Source organism: Rhodococcus sp. JVH1, assembly GCF_000280725.2.
Taxonomy (GTDB): domain Bacteria; phylum Actinomycetota; class Actinomycetes; order Mycobacteriales; family Mycobacteriaceae; genus Rhodococcus_F; species Rhodococcus_F jostii_A.
In genome coordinates this window covers 843,490-861,207 of record NZ_CP166289.1, presented here as the reverse complement: position 1 = coordinate 861,207, position 17,718 = coordinate 843,490, and the positions used below count along the sequence as shown (strand labels likewise).

General features: G+C 68.5%; 15 protein-coding genes. 10 read left to right on the top strand and 5 right to left on the bottom strand.

All coding sequences use genetic code 11. The features are described from left to right. Positions 1 to 23 precede the first annotated feature (23 nt). From ctaD to JVH1_RS04045, 3 genes are all read left to right on the top strand, one after another. Complete coding sequence (gene ctaD / locus JVH1_RS04055; protein WP_083849889.1) at positions 24 to 1,814, top strand: cytochrome c oxidase subunit I; 1,791 nt, start codon at positions 24 to 26, stop codon at positions 1,812 to 1,814. Positions 1,815 to 1,918: 104 nt separating this feature from the next. Next, a complete protein-coding gene (gene serB, locus JVH1_RS04050) occupies positions 1,919 to 3,139 on the top strand; it encodes a phosphoserine phosphatase SerB (protein ID WP_009479641.1) in 1,221 nt (406 codons plus the stop codon). Beyond that, a complete protein-coding gene (locus JVH1_RS04045) occupies positions 3,136 to 3,915 on the top strand; it encodes an aminoacyl-tRNA hydrolase (protein ID WP_009479642.1) in 780 nt (259 codons plus the stop codon). Before serB ends, JVH1_RS04045 begins: the two co-directional genes overlap by 4 nt. Positions 3,916 to 4,560: 645 nt before the next feature. On the opposite strand, the gene glgX is transcribed toward JVH1_RS04045, so the two are convergent. Next, entirely contained in the window at positions 4,561 to 6,708 is a 2,148-nt protein-coding gene (gene glgX, locus JVH1_RS04040) for a glycogen debranching protein GlgX (protein WP_009479644.1), read from the bottom strand. 50 nt (positions 6,709 to 6,758) lie between these two features. On the opposite strand from glgX, the gene JVH1_RS04035 reads away from it, so the two are divergent. From JVH1_RS04035 to JVH1_RS04015, 5 genes are all read left to right on the top strand, one after another. Continuing rightward, positions 6,759 to 7,583, top strand: coding sequence for an ABC transporter ATP-binding protein (locus JVH1_RS04035; RefSeq protein WP_009479645.1), 825 nt, complete (start codon positions 6,759 to 6,761; stop codon positions 7,581 to 7,583). 65 nt (positions 7,584 to 7,648) lie between these two features. Next, positions 7,649 to 8,491, top strand: a complete 843-nt coding sequence (locus JVH1_RS04030; protein WP_009479646.1) for an NUDIX domain-containing protein — start codon at positions 7,649 to 7,651, stop codon at positions 8,489 to 8,491. 57 nt (positions 8,492 to 8,548) lie between these two features. Beyond that, complete coding sequence (locus tag JVH1_RS04025) at positions 8,549 to 9,328, top strand: enoyl-CoA hydratase/isomerase family protein (protein ID WP_009479647.1); 780 nt, start codon at positions 8,549 to 8,551, stop codon at positions 9,326 to 9,328. Between the two features lie 55 nt (positions 9,329 to 9,383). Next, on the top strand, positions 9,384 to 10,355 hold the full coding sequence (locus JVH1_RS04020; RefSeq protein WP_007296833.1) for a class I SAM-dependent methyltransferase: 972 nt from the start codon (positions 9,384 to 9,386) through the stop codon (positions 10,353 to 10,355). 1 nt (position 10,356) lies between these two features. Continuing rightward, positions 10,357 to 11,514, top strand: a complete 1,158-nt coding sequence (locus JVH1_RS04015) for a hypothetical protein (RefSeq protein WP_009479648.1) — start codon at positions 10,357 to 10,359, stop codon at positions 11,512 to 11,514. A 39-nt stretch (positions 11,515 to 11,553) separates the two neighbouring features. Here JVH1_RS04015 and JVH1_RS04010 read toward each other — a convergent pair whose 3' ends face one another. Continuing rightward, a complete protein-coding gene (locus tag JVH1_RS04010) occupies positions 11,554 to 12,861 on the bottom strand; it encodes a PQQ-binding-like beta-propeller repeat protein (RefSeq protein ID WP_009479649.1) in 1,308 nt (435 codons plus the stop codon). Between the two features lie 139 nt (positions 12,862 to 13,000). On the opposite strand from JVH1_RS04010, the gene JVH1_RS04005 reads away from it, so the two are divergent. Together JVH1_RS04005 and JVH1_RS04000 are read left to right on the top strand one after the other, a co-directional pair. After that, a complete protein-coding gene (locus tag JVH1_RS04005; RefSeq protein ID WP_009479650.1) occupies positions 13,001 to 13,744 on the top strand; it encodes an acyltransferase in 744 nt (247 codons plus the stop codon). Between the two features lie 25 nt (positions 13,745 to 13,769). Beyond that, on the top strand, positions 13,770 to 14,027 hold the full coding sequence (locus JVH1_RS04000; protein WP_009479651.1) for a DUF3253 domain-containing protein: 258 nt from the start codon (positions 13,770 to 13,772) through the stop codon (positions 14,025 to 14,027). Positions 14,028 to 14,035: 8 nt separating this feature from the next. Here JVH1_RS04000 and JVH1_RS03995 read toward each other — a convergent pair whose 3' ends face one another. The 3 genes from JVH1_RS03995 to JVH1_RS03985 are packed head-to-tail and all read right to left on the bottom strand — an operon-like array spanning position 14,036 to position 17,699. Then, complete coding sequence (locus JVH1_RS03995) at positions 14,036 to 15,280, bottom strand: glycosyltransferase family 4 protein (protein ID WP_009479652.1); 1,245 nt, start codon at positions 15,278 to 15,280, stop codon at positions 14,036 to 14,038. Beyond that, positions 15,277 to 16,875: a glycoside hydrolase family 57 protein gene (locus JVH1_RS03990; RefSeq protein WP_009479653.1), complete on the bottom strand. Its 1,599-nt coding sequence runs from the start codon at positions 16,873 to 16,875 to the stop codon at positions 15,277 to 15,279. The genes JVH1_RS03995 and JVH1_RS03990 overlap by 4 nt, the downstream gene beginning before the upstream one ends. Further along, positions 16,872 to 17,699, bottom strand: coding sequence for a bifunctional 2-polyprenyl-6-hydroxyphenol methylase/3-demethylubiquinol 3-O-methyltransferase UbiG (locus JVH1_RS03985; RefSeq protein WP_009479654.1), 828 nt, complete (start codon positions 17,697 to 17,699; stop codon positions 16,872 to 16,874). Before JVH1_RS03985 ends, JVH1_RS03990 begins: the two co-directional genes overlap by 4 nt. Between the last annotated feature and the right edge of the window lie 19 nt (positions 17,700 to 17,718).

The window sequence follows — 17,718 nt, the reverse complement described above, 5'->3', positions numbered from 1 at the left end:
CGGACGCGCATTCAGGAGGATCAGTGACTGCCGTAGCGCCCCAGCCAGTCCCCGCGATAGCTGCAGCCAGGCCTTACCCGCCGCGGCAGGGACCCAAGGGCTCGTTCATCTTCAAAATGATTACGACCACCGACCCCAAGGTGCTCGGAATCATGTACTTGACGACCTCGATCGCGTTCTTCCTCATCGGTGGTCTCATGGCCCTGATGATGCGCGCCGAGCTCGCTGTGCCCGGTATGCAGTTCTTGTCGAACGAGCAGTTCAACCAGCTGTTCACGATGCACGGCACGATCATGCTGCTGCTGTACGCGACGCCGATCGTGTTCGGGTTCGCCAACTACATCCTGCCGCTGCAGATCGGCGCCCCCGACGTGGCGTTCCCGCGACTCAACGCGTTCAGCTACTGGCTGTACGTGTTCGGCGCGATCATCACCACCGCAGGCTTCATCACCCCCGGCGGTGCCGCGGACTTCGGCTGGACCGCCTACACGCCCCTGACGAGTGCACTGCACTCCCCGGGCGTCGGCGCCGACCTCTGGGTCATGGGCCTCGCGGTCGCCGGCCTCGGCACCATCCTCGGTGGTGTCAACATGATCACCACCGTCATCTGCCTGCGTGCCCCCGGCATGACCATGTTCCGCATGCCGATCTTCACGTGGAACATCTTCATCACCAGCATCCTGATTCTGCTGGCGTTCCCTCTGCTGACCGCTGCATTCATGGGCCTGTTCGTGGACCGTCACCTCGGTGGCCACATCTTCGACCCGGCCACCGGCGGTGTGCTGCTGTGGCAGCACTTGTTCTGGTTCTTCGGCCACCCCGAGGTGTACATCATCGCGCTGCCGTTCTTCGGCATCGTCTCGGAGATCTTCCCGGTCTTCAGCCGTAAGCCCGTGTTCGGATACAGCGGCCTGGTCTACGCGACCCTGGCGATCGCCGCGCTCTCCATCGCGGTGTGGGCGCACCACATGTACGCCACCGGCGCCGTGCTGCTCCCGTACTTCTCGTTCATGACGTTCCTGATCGCCGTTCCTACGGGTGTGAAGATCTTCAACTGGATCGGAACCATGTGGAAGGGGCAGTTGACGTTCGAATCGCCGATGCTGTTCTCCATCGGCTTCCTGATCACGTTCCTCTTCGGTGGTCTGTCCGGCGTCATCCTCGCGAGCCCGCCGCTGGACTTCCACGTCACGGACACCTACTTCGTGGTCGCCCACTTCCACTACGTGGTCTTCGGCACCGTCGTGTTCGCCACGTACGCGGGCATCTACTTCTGGTTCCCGAAGATGACCGGACGCATGATGGACGAGCGTCTCGGCAAGTGGCACTTCTGGACCACGTTCATCGGCTTCCACGGCACGTTCCTCGTCCAGCACTGGCTGGGTAACGAAGGTATGCCGCGTCGTTACGCCGACTACCTGCCCTCGGACGGCTTCACATTCCTGAACACCTTCTCGACGATCTTCGCGTTCGTCCTCGGTGCCTCGACGCTGCCGTTCATCTGGAACGTCTTCAAGAGCTACCGGTACGGCGAAGTCGTGACCGTCGACGACCCGTGGGGTTACGGCAACTCCCTCGAGTGGGCCACCAGCTGCCCGCCGCCGCGGCACAACTTCACCGAACTGCCGCGCATCCGCTCCGAGCGTCCCGCGTTCGAGCTGCACTACCCGCACATGGTCGAGCGGATGAAGGCCGAGGCGCACGTCGGACCGGGCCACGGTGGCAAGCAGGCCAGCACTGTGCTCGAGAAGGAACGCCACGAGCCGCTGACCGTCGGCGACGAAGGCGACCCCGGAACCGACACCGGCCGCTGACACATCAGTTTCGGAAAGGCCCCGCCCCCACACCGGGCGGGGCCTTTCGGTTGGCACAATGGGTGCCGGACAAGCCGCGCGAGCAACATGATCGGAGTACATCGGTGGGTGCAGCTGACACCACTGTTCTGGTGACCGTGACGGGCCCCGACCGACCCGGCGTCACCTCGGTGCTCTTCGGGTCGCTCTCCCGCCACGACGTGAGCCTTCTCGACGTGGAGCAGGTGGTGATTCGTGGGCGTCTGACCCTCGGTGTCCTGGTGGCCTGCCCCGAGAACGGGGAAGCGCTGCAGGAGGAACTCGAAGAGGCGATGGCCACCGTCGGGATGTCGGTGGACGTCGAGATCGGTGCCGATCCCGGCAGGCAGTCGCTGTCCACCCACGCCGTGGTCGTGCTCGGTAGTCCGGTGTCGGCTCGCGCACTGCGTTCGGTGGCGCGGGAGATGGCGACCCTCGGGGTCAACATCGACTCGATTCGCGGTGTCGCCGACTACCCGGTGACGGGCCTCGAACTTCTCGTGAGCGCTCCCGGCTCGGCGGAGGCGGACAAGAGTCTGCGCACCGTACTGGCAGAAGTGGCCGTGCGCGAGAACGTCGACATCGCCGTCGAGCGCGGGGGACTGGCCCGGCGCGCCAAACGGCTCATCGTGTTCGACGTCGACTCGACCCTCGTCCAGGGCGAGGTCATCGAGATGCTCGCCGCCCGGGCGGGCGTCGAGGACGAGGTCCGCGCCGTCACCGAAGCGGCGATGCGCGGCGAAATCGACTTCACCGAATCCCTGCATCAGCGGGTCGCAACGCTCGCCGGCCTCGACGCCTCCGTGATCGACGACGTCGCGGAAAACCTGGAACTGACACCGGGTGCCCGCACCACCATCCGGACGCTGCGCAGGCTCGGCTTCCACTGCGGCGTGGTGTCCGGCGGTTTCCGGCAGGTCATCGAGGGCCTGGCCCACGAACTGGAATTGGACTTCGTGCAGGCCAACACGCTGGAGATCGTGGACGGCAAGCTCACCGGCCGGGTGATCGGCGACATCGTGGACCGGGCCGCGAAGGCGACCGCACTGCGCAAGTTCGCCGCTCAGGTCGGGGTCCCGATGGAGCAGACGGTGGCGGTCGGCGACGGCGCCAACGACATCGACATGCTCAACGCGGCCGGACTGGGAATCGCGTTCAACGCCAAGCCCGCTCTGCGGGAGGTCGCGGACACCGCTCTGTCGCACCCCTTCCTCGACGCGGTGCTGTTCATCCTGGGGGTCACCCGAGACGAGATCGAGGCCGCCGACGCGGTGGACGGCGTGGTGCGGCGCGTCCCGCTGTCGTGACGGAATCGCGCCGCGACGCGGCCGCCGGGGAGACCGGTGACGACGCCCTGTGGGCGGCGCGTCACGCCGTCCTCGCGGCCGGATACGGCGGCCGGCCGGATCCGGACGACCCGGCGCAGGTTCTCGCCATGCCGATCGTGCTGCACATTCCGAAGGCCGACCCCCCGCCGCGTAGTGCTCTGCTCGAGGCTGCGGCGACCGCGGCGGTGGCGTTGTGCCTCGACTCTCGCGTCGGCCCCGACGAGACGGGCGCGCCCGGACCGTGGCAGGAGGATTACCGCGCCTGGATCGGGTCCCGGATCCGCAAGGTGTCGCGGCGTGCGCGGGGAGCGGGGTGGCGTGCGGCGCAGGAGGTCGACGGGATCACCGTCGACGTCGAAGGTGCGCAGGCCCGCGCACTCGTGCCCGTCGCCGTCGGCGCACTCGACCCCCGCATCCGGAAGTTGCAGATCGGCGGCACCGATCTCGATCACGACGACCCCGGGGAGATCCCGGACGGGATTCCGGTGCTGTGGATCAACTCCGCCCTGGACATGACGGTGGGGAAGGCCGCGGCGCAGGTCGGTCACGCGTCGATGCTGCTCGCCGGTGCGATGACCACGGAGCAGGCACGCGCGTGGGCGGCCACCGGCTACCGCTGCGCCGTGCGGGATGCCGACGTCGGACTGTGGGAAGAGCTGACCATCGAGGTGGTGCGGGGCAGGGCGGTCGCGGTGCGCGACGCCGGTTTCACCGAGGTGGCTCCCGGATCGATGACCGTGATCGCCTGCCCCTGAGCGTCGACGCCTCGTCGGTCCAGTGCCTGCGTGGTGGCTATGGGATGCGGCAGGTTTTCCCGGAACACTGACGGTCATGCTCGCTCGACGCCTGATCGCACTGTTCGCCGGACTGTGGCTGTACGGCTTCTCGATGGCCATGATGATCACCGCCGGTCTCGGCCTCGACCCCTGGGATGTGTTCCATCAGGGGGTCGCGGATCGCACGCCACTCAGTTTCGGTGTGGTGACCGCGCTGACCGGTGTCGTGGTACTCGCACTCTGGATCCCGATCCGTCAGAAACCGGGATTCGGCACGATCGCCAATGTCGTGGTCATCGCCGTCTCGGTGGACACGTCGCTCGCGTTCCTCGAACCCGCCGACTCCCTTTTCGTGCGGATCGTGGTGATGCTCGGTGGCGTGGTCCTCAACGCGCTCGCCACCGTGCTGTACATCGGTGCGGGGATGGGCCCCGGACCGAGGGACGGTCTCATGACCGGTCTGGTCGCGCGGACCGGGCTGTCGGTGCGTGTGATCCGCACGTCGATCGAGGTGACCGTGCTGGCCACCGGCTGGTTGCTCGGCGGCACCGTCGGGGTGGGCACCGTCGTCTACGCGCTGGGCATCGGCCCGCTCATCCAGCTGATGATGCGCTTCGGCGGCATCTACCCGACCGCACGGAAGACGAGCAGCGTCGGACCGGACAGTGCGATCGTGGAGTCTCCCGAGATCGGGCCGCCCGGCGCGGGTGCGCCGTCGGGCGATGTCGAGTCGAATTCGGCGAGCACTGTCCCGTAGAACCATTCGGGGCAGCCCAAAGTGATCACGGCGGGTCCGCCCGAGTGGAAGACGAGAAGCCAACTGTCGTCGGTGAGCTGGCGCCCGTCCTCGGTGTGGGAGCGGATGTCGGATCCGTCGATCCACGCCTGGAGGGTGCGCCTGGAGTCGTCGTACCACGCGGGGTCGTCCATCTCGGCGCCGTCGGCGCCGAACCACACGAGGTCGGGATGGCCGGTGGGTGTGCGCCTGCCCTCGAAGAATTCCGGCTGGCGCAGGGCAGGGGAGGCGCGACGGAGGTCGAGGGCGCGGGTGACGAACGCGGTGAGAGTCGTGTCCCCGGTGCTCCAGTCGAGCGGCCAGGAGTCTTCACGCGGGGTGTCCTCGGGGACGCAGTACGCGTTGTTGTTGCCGCCGAGGGTGTGACCGAATTCGTCGCCGGCGGTGAACATCGGCGTGCCGGTCGACAGCGCGAGCGTGGCCAGGAGCGCGCGGACGTGCCGGGACCGCGTCTCGATGATCGACGGATCGTCGGTGGGGCCTTCGACGCCGTGGTCGACGGAGTCGTTGTGATCGGCGCCGTCCCGGTTGTCCTCGCCGTTGGCCTCGTTGTGTTTACGGACATACGACACGAGGTCCGCGGCGGTGAACCCGTCATGCGCAGTCACGAAATTGACGGACGCCCACGGCCGCCGGTTTCCGAACAGATCCTCGGAACCCGCCACCCGGGAGGCGAGATCGCGCACCCCGGTGCCGCCGTTCCAGAAACGTCGAACGGTATTGCGGTACTTGTCGTTCCATTCCGACCACTGGACGCCGAAGTGCCCGACCCGGTATCCGTCCGACGTGGCATCCCACGGTTCGGCGATCAGTTTGCACCGGGAGAGAACGGGATCCGCCGTGATCGCGGAGAAGATCGAAGCGCGGGAATCGAATCGGCCGCCACCGGGCCGGCCGAGAGCGGACGCGAGGTCGAACCGGAAGCCGTCGACCCCCATCTCGTGCGCCCAGTAGCGCAGGCTGTCGCCGATCATCCGGACGACGACGGGCGACTGTGCGTCGACGGTGTTCCCGCAACCGGTGATATCGATGTCGCGACCGTCGGAGTCGAGTAGGTAGTAGCCGGGGGCGTCGAGGCCGCGCCAGCTGAGGCTGATGCCGTCGACACCCTGTTCGCAAGTGTGGTTGTACACCACGTCGAGGATGACCTCGATCCCCGCGGCGTGCAGAGCGTCGACCATCGTGTGGAATTCGGTGATCTCCTCACCGGGCACCACCGCATAGCCCGGGTGGGGGGCGAAGAACGCCGCGGTGGAGTACCCCCAGTGGTTGCGCATGCCCCGCGAGCGGACGGTGGCCTCGGAGACGTACGCCTGGACGGGAAGCAGTTCGACCGCGGTTACGCCGAGGCGGACGAGATGGCCGACGACGGCGGGTTCGGCGAGACCCAGATACGTTCCGCGGTACTGCGGAGGCACGTCGGGGTGCCGCGCGGTGAACGATCCCACGTGAAGTTCGTAGACAACGGTTTCCTCCCACGGCCTTTCGATCCGCGGTCCGCTCGTGCGGGCGTGGTCGGCCGTGACCACCGACAGCGGTGTGTGGCCCAGGCTGTCGACGCGTGACGGGCCGCCGAACGGGTCGCCGTCGTGGGAGACGAGTGCGTCGTGGTCGCCGAGTTTTCCCGTGATGCGGGTCGCCCACGGATCCAGAAGCAGCTTGGCGGGGTTGAGGCGCACGCCGCGTGCGGGGTCCCAGCGTCCGTGCGTGCGGTAGCCGTAGCGCTGTCCCGCGCCGACGCCCTCGACGATGCCGTGCCAGATGCCGTACGTCCGCTGGACCAGATCGATCCGCATCTCGTCGCCGTCCCCGGAAATCAGGCACACCTGTACCAGTTCGGCGTCGGGAGCGTGAACAGCGAACTGCGTTCCGGTGCCACGCACTTTCGCTCCCAGGGGAAACGGTGATCCGGGCAGCCGCAGACTCGGCGGGAGCGACGACATCTCGCCGGGGTGCGAATCGATGTGAGGCGACACGCAACTGATCCTGCCGTGAATGCTCGGAAGATGTGCGGGAAGATGGGTGCGTGCATGAACCTGATCCTGATCTCCTCATCGAATTCGACGACGTTCTCCTCCGCCGCGGGGGCAACACTCTGGTGGGCCCGGTCACCTGGAAGGTGGAACTCGACGAACGATGGGTCGTCCTCGGACCGAATGGGGCAGGAAAGACGTCGTTGCTCCGGATCGCGGCCGCCGAACTGCATCCCACGAGCGGAAGCGCCTACCTTCTCGGCGAACGGCTCGGCCGCGTCGACATCAACGAACTGCGACCGCGGATCGGACTGTCCTCCTCGGCGCTCGCCAACCGGGTGCCGTCCGAGGAGATCGTGACCGATCTCGTCGTCTCCGCCGGCTACGCGGTGCTCGGGCGCTGGCGTGAGCGCTACGACGACATGGACACCGACCGTGCCGTCGAGATGCTCGAGAGCCTCGGCGCCGAGCACCTCGCGAAGCGCACGTACGGCACCCTGTCCGAGGGGGAGCGCAAACGCGTCCTCATCGCCCGTGCGCTGATGACCGACCCGGAACTGCTGCTGCTCGACGAGCCCGCCGCCGGTCTCGATCTCGGCGGGCGCGAGGAACTCGTCGCGCGCCTCACCGACCTCGCCGCCGACCCCGACGCCCCCGCGACGGTCCTCATCACCCACCACGTCGAGGAGATCCCGCCGGGATTTACTCATGCACTGCTCCTCAAGGAGGGGGAGGTGGTCTCGCAGGGGCTCCTGGATCAGGTCATCACGGCCGAGAACCTCAGCGAGGCGTTCAGCCAGTCCATCAGCCTCGACAAGGTCGACGGCCGCTTCTTCGCGCGGCGGACCCGCGTCCCCGGCGCGCACCGGCGGGGCTGAGGACCGGCGGTCACTCCGGGGGACCGACTGCGACCCGCGTCACCCGGCGGCGTAGGTTCCGAGACATGGTCTCGAAGCAAGAGCAGGCGCCCCGCGACAGTACCGACGTGGCACCCAAGGACGCGTCCACGGTCATCCTCATCCGTGACGCCGCGGCAGACGCCGCGGCGCCCGGCATCGAGGTGTTCCTCCTCCGCCGGGTGAAGGGGATGGCGTTCGCCGGCGGCATGACCGTGTTCCCCGGTGGCGGCGTCGACCCGTCGGACGCCGACGCCGAGGTCGACTGGGCGGGACCGTCCGTCGACTGGTGGGCCGCGCGGTTCTCCACCGACGCTGCGCGCGCGAAGGCACTCGTGTGTGCGGCGGTGCGCGAGACGTTCGAGGAATGCGGCGTGCTCCTCGCGGGACCGAGCGCGGACACGGTCGTGGCGGACACGTCCCGTTACGCGCAGTCCCGCACACAACTCGAGAAGCGCGAACTGTCGTTCAGCGACTTCCTGAAGCGCGAGAACCTCGTCCTGCGCGCCGACCTGCTGCGCCCCTGGGCCAACTGGATCACCCCGGTCGGCGAGGGCCGCCGCTACGACACGCGGTTCTTCGTGGCCGCCGCACCGCACGGCCAGATCGCGGACGGTGCGACGTCCGAGGCCGAGGAGGTGCGGTGGCAGAGTCCGGCTGCGGCGCTCGCGCACTGGCAGGGCGGCGGAAGCATCCTGCTGCCGCCGACGTGGAGTCAGCTCACGGCGCTCAGCGCGTTCGGCTCGGTCGCGGAGGTGCTGGCCGCGGAGCCGGAGATCCCGGTGATCCTGCCGACCCTGATCACGGACGAGGAGCAACTCCGCGTGGAGTTCCCGGGGCAGGACGGCTACTACGAAGCCGGTCCGCACCCGTGGGCGTCCCGCGACTGATCGGGATGCGGCGGGCCGCGAAACCGGGTCGGAGGCAGACAAGTAGCCTTTTGCCTCATGGCTGAGTTTGTCACTCTCGAGGTATCCGAAGGCATCGGCACGATCCGGCTCGCGCGCCCCCCGATGAACGCCCTGAACCGTCAGGTTCAGCAGGAGTTGCGGGCAGCGGCGCGGGCGGCGACCGTCGACGCCGACGTGAAGGCCGTCATCGTCTACGGCGGCGAGAAGGTCTTCGCTGCGGGCGCGGACGTGAAGGAAATGTCCGAGATGACCTTCGGGCAGATGTCCGACGTGATCGGCGACCTGCAGTCGGATCTCGCGGCGGTCTCCGAGATCCCGAAGCCCACCGTCGCCGCCATCGCGGGGTACGCGCTCGGCGGCGGCCTGGAGGTCGCGCTGTCGGCGGACCGACGTATCGCGGGCGACAACGCCAAGCTCGGTGTGCCGGAGATCCTGCTCGGCGTCATTCCCGGCGGTGGCGGCACCCAGCGTCTGGCCCGGCTGATCGGACCGTCCAAGGCCAAGGATCTGCTGTTCACGGGCCGGTTCGTCGACGCCGAGGAGGCCCTCGCGATCGGGCTGGTCGACGAGGTCGTGGCGCCGGACGACGTGTACGAGGCTGCCCGTCGGTGGGCGTCGCAGTTCACGAAGGGTGCGGGCCGTGCCCTGGCCGCGGCGAAGGCCGCCGTCGACCGTGGGCTGGACGTCGACCTCACGACAGGGCTCGCGGTGGAGCGTCAGCTGTTCACCTCACTGTTCGCCACCCTGGACCGCAAGATCGGGATGGAATCGTTCATCGAGAACGGCCCAGGTAAGGCTCAGTTCACGGGCGAGTAGTCTGGAGCCCGAAACTAGAACCTGTTCACTCTTACCAGCGAGTAGGATTTGCCGCATGACTGCAAGCGCCCATGACGACCCAGCTCCTCATCCGCACGCCACCGCCGAAGAGGTAGAGGCCGCGCTGAAGGACACCAAACTCGCCCAGGTGCTCTACCACGACTGGGAAGCCGAGACGTACGACGAGAAGTGGTCGATCTCGTACGACGAACGGTGCATCGACTACGCGCGCGGACGTTTCGACGCCGTCGCGGGCGATCAGCCGCTGCCCTACGAGCGGGCGCTCGAACTGGGCTGCGGCACCGGATTCTTCCTCCTCAATCTCATGCAGGGTGGAGTCGCGAAGACCGGTTCGGTCACCGATCTGTCGCCCGGCATGGTGAAGGTCGCCCTCCGCAACGCCGAGGGCCTGGGATTGTCCGTCGACGGCCGCGTCGCCGACGCCGAAACCATCCCGTACGAGGACGACACGTTCGACCTCGTCGTGGGACACGCTGTCCTTCATCACATCCCGGACGTGGAGCAGTCGCTGCGCGAGGTCCTGCGCGTCCTGAAGCCGGGTGGGCGTTTCGTCTTCGCCGGTGAGCCGACCACGATCGGCAACTTCTACGCCCGCTGGCTGGGTCGCGCGACGTGGGAGGTCACCACCCGGGTCACCAAGTTGCCGTTCCTCGCCGACTGGCGTCGCCCGCAGGCGGAACTGGACGAGTCCTCCCGCGCGGCCGCGCTCGAGGCCGTCGTCGACCTCCACACGTTCGATCCGAGCGACCTCGAGAAGATCGCGAAGTCGGCAGGCGCCGAGCAGGTTCACGCGGCCACCGAGGAATTCGCCGCCGCCTTGCTCGGGTGGCCCGTCCGTACGTTCGAGGCTGCTGTCCCCCCGGAGAAGCTGGGCTGGGGCTGGGGGCGTTTCGCGTTCACCGGATGGAAGACCCTCAGCTGGGTCGACGAGAAGGTGCTCCGGCACGTGGTGCCGCGGGGATTCTTCTACAACGTCATGATCACCGGCGTGAAGCCCGGCAACTGAATTGGGTTATGCGTTCACTGCCGGGGACGTCGAGTTCCTGCAGAGCCCGGACGGGGCAGCCGCTCTCGCGGAAGTGGACCGCTTCGCACTGACCACGTCTACGCGCCTGGCCGACATCGGCCGGGCGCGTGCGCGTTTCGGCTTACACGTGGCGTTGCTGGTGGAGACCGTGCTGTTGCGGCGGAAGGCGGTCGCCAAACTTCCCGGCACCGAAAACTGGTTATTCACCGACGACGCCCTGCAACAGGCGACACCGCGTGCGGTCGCCGCGCATCGTGCGATCCGGTTGAGGGACCGGGACGTCCACGACGTCACGTGCTCCATCGGTGCCGAACTGGACGCGGTGGTCGGGACGGCCGCGACGGTGATCGGAAGCGACCTCGACCCGGTCCGGCTCCTGATGGCGCAGCACAACGTGCCCGGAGCGGCCGTTGTCCGCGCGGACGCGCTCGTCCCGTGCACCCGCGGCACCGTCGTGCTCGCGGACCCGGCGCGACGGTCCGGCGGCAGGCGAACACACGACCCGGCCGCGCTGGAACCGCCGCTGCCGGATCTGATCGACGCGTACCGCGGACGGGATCTCGCGGTGAAGTGCGCTCCCGGACTCGATTTCGACCGAGTCGGCTGGGACGGCGAGGTGGAGGTGGTGTCGCTCGACGGCGGCGTGCGGGAGGCGTGCCTGTGGTCGCCGGGACTGTCCGGAGCCGGTGTCACCCGGCGGGCGAGCGTCCTCGGCTCCGACGGCACCGCGTGGACGGTGACGGACGCCGAGGACGACGACATCCCCGAACGCGCACCGGGGGAATGGATCGTCGACCCGGACGGGGCTGTCGTGCGTGCGGGCCTGGTGCGGCACTACGCGGCCCGGCACGGACTGTGGCAGCTGGATCCCCGGATCGCCTATCTCACCGGCGATTCGGTTCCGGACGGTGTGCGGGGCTTCCGCATTCTCGAGCAGGTGAAGTATTCGGAGAAGTCGCTGCGGCAGGAGCTGGCGCGTCACGACTGCGGTGTGGCGGAAATCCTCGTGCGGGGCGTCGACGTCGATCCCGCGGTCCTGCGTCCGAAGCTGAAGCTGCGCGGAAGTCGTTCGCTCAGTGTGGTGATCACACGGATCGGCCGTGCAGGCGTCGCGTTCATCTGCGCTTCGCGCCCGTGAGTACTTGTTAACCGCCGGACGTTGACAAGTACTCACGGGTCAGCGGAGGACGAACAGCTCCCCGAGCAGTGTCGGCGTCAGGACTTCACCCTTCGGCCCGACGGACGTGCCGACCGTGAAGCCTTTCGCGCCGGGCAGGGTCTCCTGGTCGAGAGTTTCGCCGGTCCCGGTGTCGAACGTGAGCATCGCCAGCCCGTCCGTACCCTCGCGGACCACCGCGTAACCGGTCGACCCGGCTGTCTGCGCCGGGACGCCCAGCTGCAGCAGATCCTTCCGCTCCCAGACCAGTTCGGCGTGATCGCCCTTGTCCTGCAACGCCAGGAGGTGGCCGTCGAGTCCGCCCGCGGGGATGATCAGGCCGTCCGCGGACGTCGACGGGCTGCCGGCGGCGGCGTACCCGATGTCGTAGCTCCACTTCGGATCACCCGTCGCGGAATCGATCGCCCACAACGTGCCCCAGTTGTCGTTGGTGTAGACGACGGAGCCGTCGGCCGACAGGTCGGGGCTGGACGCGCTACCGCCCGGCAGCGCATCGCTGGACCACTCCTGGGTGATGGCGGGGTTGTCGCCGCCGGAGTACTTCATCGAGACGAGTTCCGCCGCGGGAGCGCCGGGCGCGAAGAACGTGAAGTAGAACTTGCCCGACTCGAGGTCGATGGCCGGCATGTTGGCCACCGGGCAGTCGGGTGCGCCGAAGAAGCAGCCGCTGAGGCCCTTGTCGTCGGGCAGGATGTCGACGTTCGCGCCCTCGGCGACGGACGGCGGTGGGACGAGATCGTACGGTGCCACGACTTTCTGGCCGGTCTGCGTGTCCACGACGTTGATCTGGCCGAGCTGGGTGATGAAGAGGAGATTGCCGTCGCCGGTGAACTGTGCCGACAGCGGCGTCCCGACCACCGGTGTGCGCCAACGCAGCTGGCCGTACTCGTTGAACGAGTTGATGGCGCCGTTCTCGCCCACGTACACGTTGGCGGCGCCGTCGACGATCGGCGTGGACGCCACGACACCCGGCGCGAGCTGGCGGCACCAGCGTTTGCGGCCGCTGTCCATCTGGTAGGAGAAGAGGTTGCAGCCCTTCTCGGTGCGGGCCGTGATGAAGATCTGGCCGCTGGCGGCCACGGATGCGTAATTCGCCACCGGACCGCCCAGCGGGCGCGACCAGGCGAAGGAGAGGTCGCGGGAACCGGTGACGGGGCTGGTGTCGCTGTTGCGGGCGTCGGCGTGCATGCCGGGCCACCCGCCTGCGGAGAAGATGTCGTCGACCTGCGTTCCGCTGCTGCAGCCGCTGAGGACGACAGCCGAGATCGTCGCCAGCGCCAGTACTGACGAACGTAGGACCCGCCGCATTACTTCTCCTCGTCTTCGATAACGCTCGGCCCAGAGACTATCCCGCCGAGGCTGCGCCGATCGGCACACCCCGATGCGGGTGTCGGAGTCCGGACACACCCGCACGAGGGCGCGAGCCGTGAACGTAGGCTGACAGGCTATGACGAGCATGTGGGGCGCACCGTTGCGTACGAGGTGGCGAGGATCCCGGCGGAGCGACAGCGAGCAGGCCCGCTTCCTGACACGCGACTCGCTGCGCTGGGTGCTGGCGAACAAGGCGTACACGCCGTGGTACCTGGTGCGGTACTACCGGCTCGCGAAGTTCAAGCTGGCCAACCCGCACGTGATCCTGCGCGGCATGGTGTTCCTCGGCAAGCGGGTGGAGATCCATTCGACCCCGGACCTGTCGCGGCTCGAGATCGGCCGCTGGGTACACATCGGCGACGGCAATGCGATCCGCTGCCACGAGGGTTCGCTGCGCATCGGCGACAAGGTGGTCTTCGGCAAGGACAACGTCGTCAACACGTACCTCGACATCGAGATCGGCGCGTCGACGCTCGTGGCGGACTGGTGTTACATCACCGACTTCGATCACCGCATGGACGACGTGAACGTCCCGATCAAGGATCAGGGCATCGTGAAGGGCCCGGTCCGCATCGGACCCGACACGTGGGTGGCGGCCAAGGTCACGGTCCTGCGCAATACACGGGTGGGGCGAGGCTGTGTCCTCGGCGCGCATGCCGTCGTGAAGGGTGACATCCCGGACTTCAGCATCGCCGTCGGTTCGCCGGCCAAGGCCGTGAAGAACCGCAAGGCCGAGTGGGAGGCGGGCGCGTCCGAACGCGCGAAGTACATCGCCGCCCTCGAGGACATCGCCCGGAAGAAGGCGGCGCAGGAGAACTGACCGCCGCGGTGGCATAGTCGGCGTCATGACCGTGTCGGACAGGGAACTCGAGGAGTGCATCCGGGCGCTCCTCGATGCCCGGGCCGACAGCGCGAGCATCTGCCCGTCGGACGTCGCGCGCGCCGTCGCCCCGGACGACTGGCGGCCCCTGATGGAACCGGTGCGGGAGGCCGCCGGGCGCCTGGCCGATGCCGGGGAGGTCGAGGTCACCCAGAAAGGTGCCGTGGTGGATCCGCGATCGGCACGGGGGCCGATCCGGATCCGGCGGACCCGCACGGACTGAGGGCCACGTCAGCGACCGGGCAGCGGACGCTCGGGAATCTCCGGCCTCGCCAACGGGTGCCGCACGCGACGCTTGGCGCCCGCGTAGACGTGGACGGTGTCCTCGGCCACCTTGTGCCAGTCGAAATCCGCGGTGAGACGGTCACGGGCGGCCACCGCGCGCTGCTGGGCCCCGGCCGGGTCGTCGAGGACCTCCCGGACCGCGGACGTGAGCCCGGTGACGTCGCCCGGCTGGAACGACATGCCGGTCTCCCCGTCGACGACCGCTTCACCGAGGCCGCCGGCGGTGGACGCCACGAGCGGGGTGCCGGAGGCCGCGGCCTCGAGTGCGATGATCCCGAACGGCTCGTAGCGGCTGGGCAGGACGATGGCGTCGGCGCCGTGCAGCCACCCGAGCAGTTCGAGGTGGTCGAGGTTGCCGAGGAAGTTCACGGCACGGGCGACGCGATGGGTGCGGGCCTGCTGGTAGAGCCAGGTGAACTGGGTGCCCTCCCCGGCGATCGACAGCGTGGTCCCGGGGTGGCTGCGGCGGATGCGGGGGAGCGCGGCGATGGCGTCCTGCACACCCTTCTCGTATTCGAGGCGGCCGACGAACAGGAGTTTCGGCGGTCCGGACCGCGGCGCGCGCTCGCGGAAGCTCCAGGTGGTGAGGTCGATTCCGTTGCGGATCACCGTGATCGGCGGAAGCTGCGGACCGTAGAGGGTGGTCACTTCGTTCTGCATCGACGCGGAACAGGTGATGAGCGCATCGGATTCGTTGGCCAGCCACCATTCCACCGAATGCACCTGCCGGTTGATCCGGCCGGACACCCAGCCGCTGTGCCGCCCGGCCTCGGTGGCGTGGAGCGTGGAAACCAAAGGGACGTCGTAGAATTCGGCCAGCGCGATGGCGGGATGCGCCACCAGCCAGTCGTGTGCGTGCACCACGTCCGGCTGCCAGCCCTCCCCGACACCCGGCTTGTGCAGGGCCACGCCGGCGCGCACCATCGCGTGCCCCATCGCGAGTGTCCACGCCAGCATGTCCTCGCCGAAGACGAAGTGCGCGGGGTCCTCGGCGACGGCGACCACCAGGACGCCGTCCTCGATGTGGGTGACGGTGGGATGGGTGGAGGCGTCGGTGCCCGACGGCCGCCGCGACAGCACCACCACTTCGTGTCCGGCTGCCGCGAGTTCGGTGGCCAGGTGGTGGACGTGTCGGCCGAGACCTCCGACCACGACGGGTGGGTATTCCCACGACACGATCAGGATCTTCACGACGCCCCTCCCTCGGTGCCCGTCAGCCGATGGTCCCTGCCGGGCAGACGCCGCGCGTCGAGTCCGGGGAACAGGCCGTCGGCGCGGTTCCATCCCTCTGCGAGCCGGTTCGCGGTCGCGTCCTTGCCCGCCGAGACCGCGGCGGCGATCTCGCGGGTGGCGTGCGCGTGCTTGTGCGCCCGGTCGCGGGCATATCCGGCGGCCGAATCCTTGCTGACCATGAACGCCCAGTCGCTCGACACCGTCATGAGTGCCTCCCGCAGGATCTGGTCGTTCACGCGGTTCCGGAGCGCGGGGCGTCCGGGGGCGGTGTCGGCGTCGTGGGTCTTGTCGACGGTGTCGAGGGCGGTCGCGACCACCTCGGCGTTGAGTTGCACCAGGTCCGAGACCTGATCGCCGGCCCACACCCGCCAATCCTTGCCGGATCCCCACGACGAGTTCTCGAGTTGGACGGGTTCGCCGACGTAACCCTGCCTGCGGGCGTCGTCGAGGGTGCCGACCCGAATTCCGGCCTCGGGCAGCGCTCGCAGCACCTTCTCGAGCCATTCGGGGCCCTCGTGCCACCAGTGCCCGAACAGTTCCGTGTCGAACGCGGCGACGACGAGCGCGGGCCGTCCGTTGCGCTGGGATTCGTCGCGCAGTCGCTTGCGCACGGTGGCAACGAAGTCGGCCACGTGCCGATCGACCGCGGCCGTCGCGAGAGCCGGGTCGTACGGCGCCTTGTCGGCCGAGTCGACGGTGCGTCCGGTGACCCGGGCCGGTTTGAGACCCGTGGCGTGGTCGTACGTGTGGAAATCGCGGTAGGCGCCGTGCCCGGGATAGCCCGACTTCGGCGACCACACCCGGTAACTCACCTGCAGGTCGCGTCCGAACGCGACCACGTCGGACTCACGGACCGGCCGGCCGAGCGACGTGTCGCCGCGCAGGGCGGGGCCGTCGACCATGAAATGTGTGACGCCCGCCCCGGCGTATCCGGTCTCCATGCCGGGGGTGTACCCGCATTCGGGTCCCCAGATACCTGTCGGTGTGCAGTTCCACCGTGCGGCGGCGTCGGCGAGCCCCTCGTGGAGGGAGAAGGCGCGCAACCGCGGGTCGAGCAGCGGCTGGAACGGGTGGGCCAGCGGCCCGCCGAGCAGTTCGAACGCCTCGCGGTCGAGAAGGTCGCGCAGTACCGGTGAGCCGCCGTGCCGCCAGCGCAGCTCGAAGTCGGCGAGTGCGGCGGCGGACGCGCGGTGCTCGCGGGCACCGAGATCGCGGTGCGCGTCGTCGGGCATGCCTGCCGCCTCGTGGGCACGGATCTGCCAGTTCCCCAGCCAGTGGTGCATTCCCGCCAGGCAGTGCGGATCATCGAGCTGAGCTGCGAGAACGGGGGTGATGCCGAGGGTCAGCAGATGCGAGCGACCCTCGTCGGACAGCCGCCGCAACATCGCGGTGAGGGGGAGGTACGACGCCGCCCACGACTGGTACAGCCACTCCTCGCCCACAGGCCACCGGCCGTGGTTGGCGAGCCAGGGCAGGTGGGAGTGCAGGACCAGGCAGAACATGCCCGGTTCCGTCGCGTCGCCCGCTCCGGTGCGGTTGTCGGATTCGGTCACCGAACAGGATCCTTCACCGCGACGGCCACCAGGTCGAGGCTGTCGTCGATGTCGCCCTCGTGCAGGGCGAAATCGTCGACGGTGATGCCCTCGACGTCGCGGGTCAGTTCGTCGGGCCAGGGTTCACCGGCCAGTGCGCGGTCGATCTGAGCGCCGATGAACGAGCCGCCGTGCTTCGCGTCGAGGGATTTCAGCCGGTCGCCGTGACGGACGCCGGTCATGAGGGCGACCCTGAAGCCGGCCTCTTCCAGGAGCTCGGTCAGCTCGGCCGCGTCGAGTTCGCGGGTGTGGAACGGATTGAGGGGTGTGTCGCGGCCCGGCGAGAAGGTGATGCGGTTGGGGGTGCTGACGAGCAGTTCTCCGCCGGGCGTCAGCACCCGGAAGCACTCGCGGAGGAATTGGGCCTGGTCCCAGAGGTGTTCGATCACCTGGAAATTGACGACGGTGTCGACGGATTCACCGTCGAGGGGAAGTTCCGCGAGGTTGCCGTGCAGCATCTCGACGCGGGGGTACCGCGCACGCACGTGCTCGACCGCGGAGATGTCGTAGTCGAGTCCGGTGACGGTCCGTGCCACATCGGCAATCATGTTGGCGCCGTAGCCTTCCCCGGATCCGGCCTCGAGAACCCGGCGTCCCGCGCAGCGGGGGAGGAGGTCGCGGTAAACCACCTCGTGACGCCGGAACCAGTAGTTCTCCTCGGGGATCCCGGGCACGGTCCGCTCGCCCGTGAGGGGCAGTTGCTCGTCTCCGGTCGATGGCAATTGCTCGTGACCGAGCGGGGGCAGCGGTGCGTCCTCGCGGTCGCCGACAAATGATTCGCTCACCGCAGCGAGGTTAGTGCCA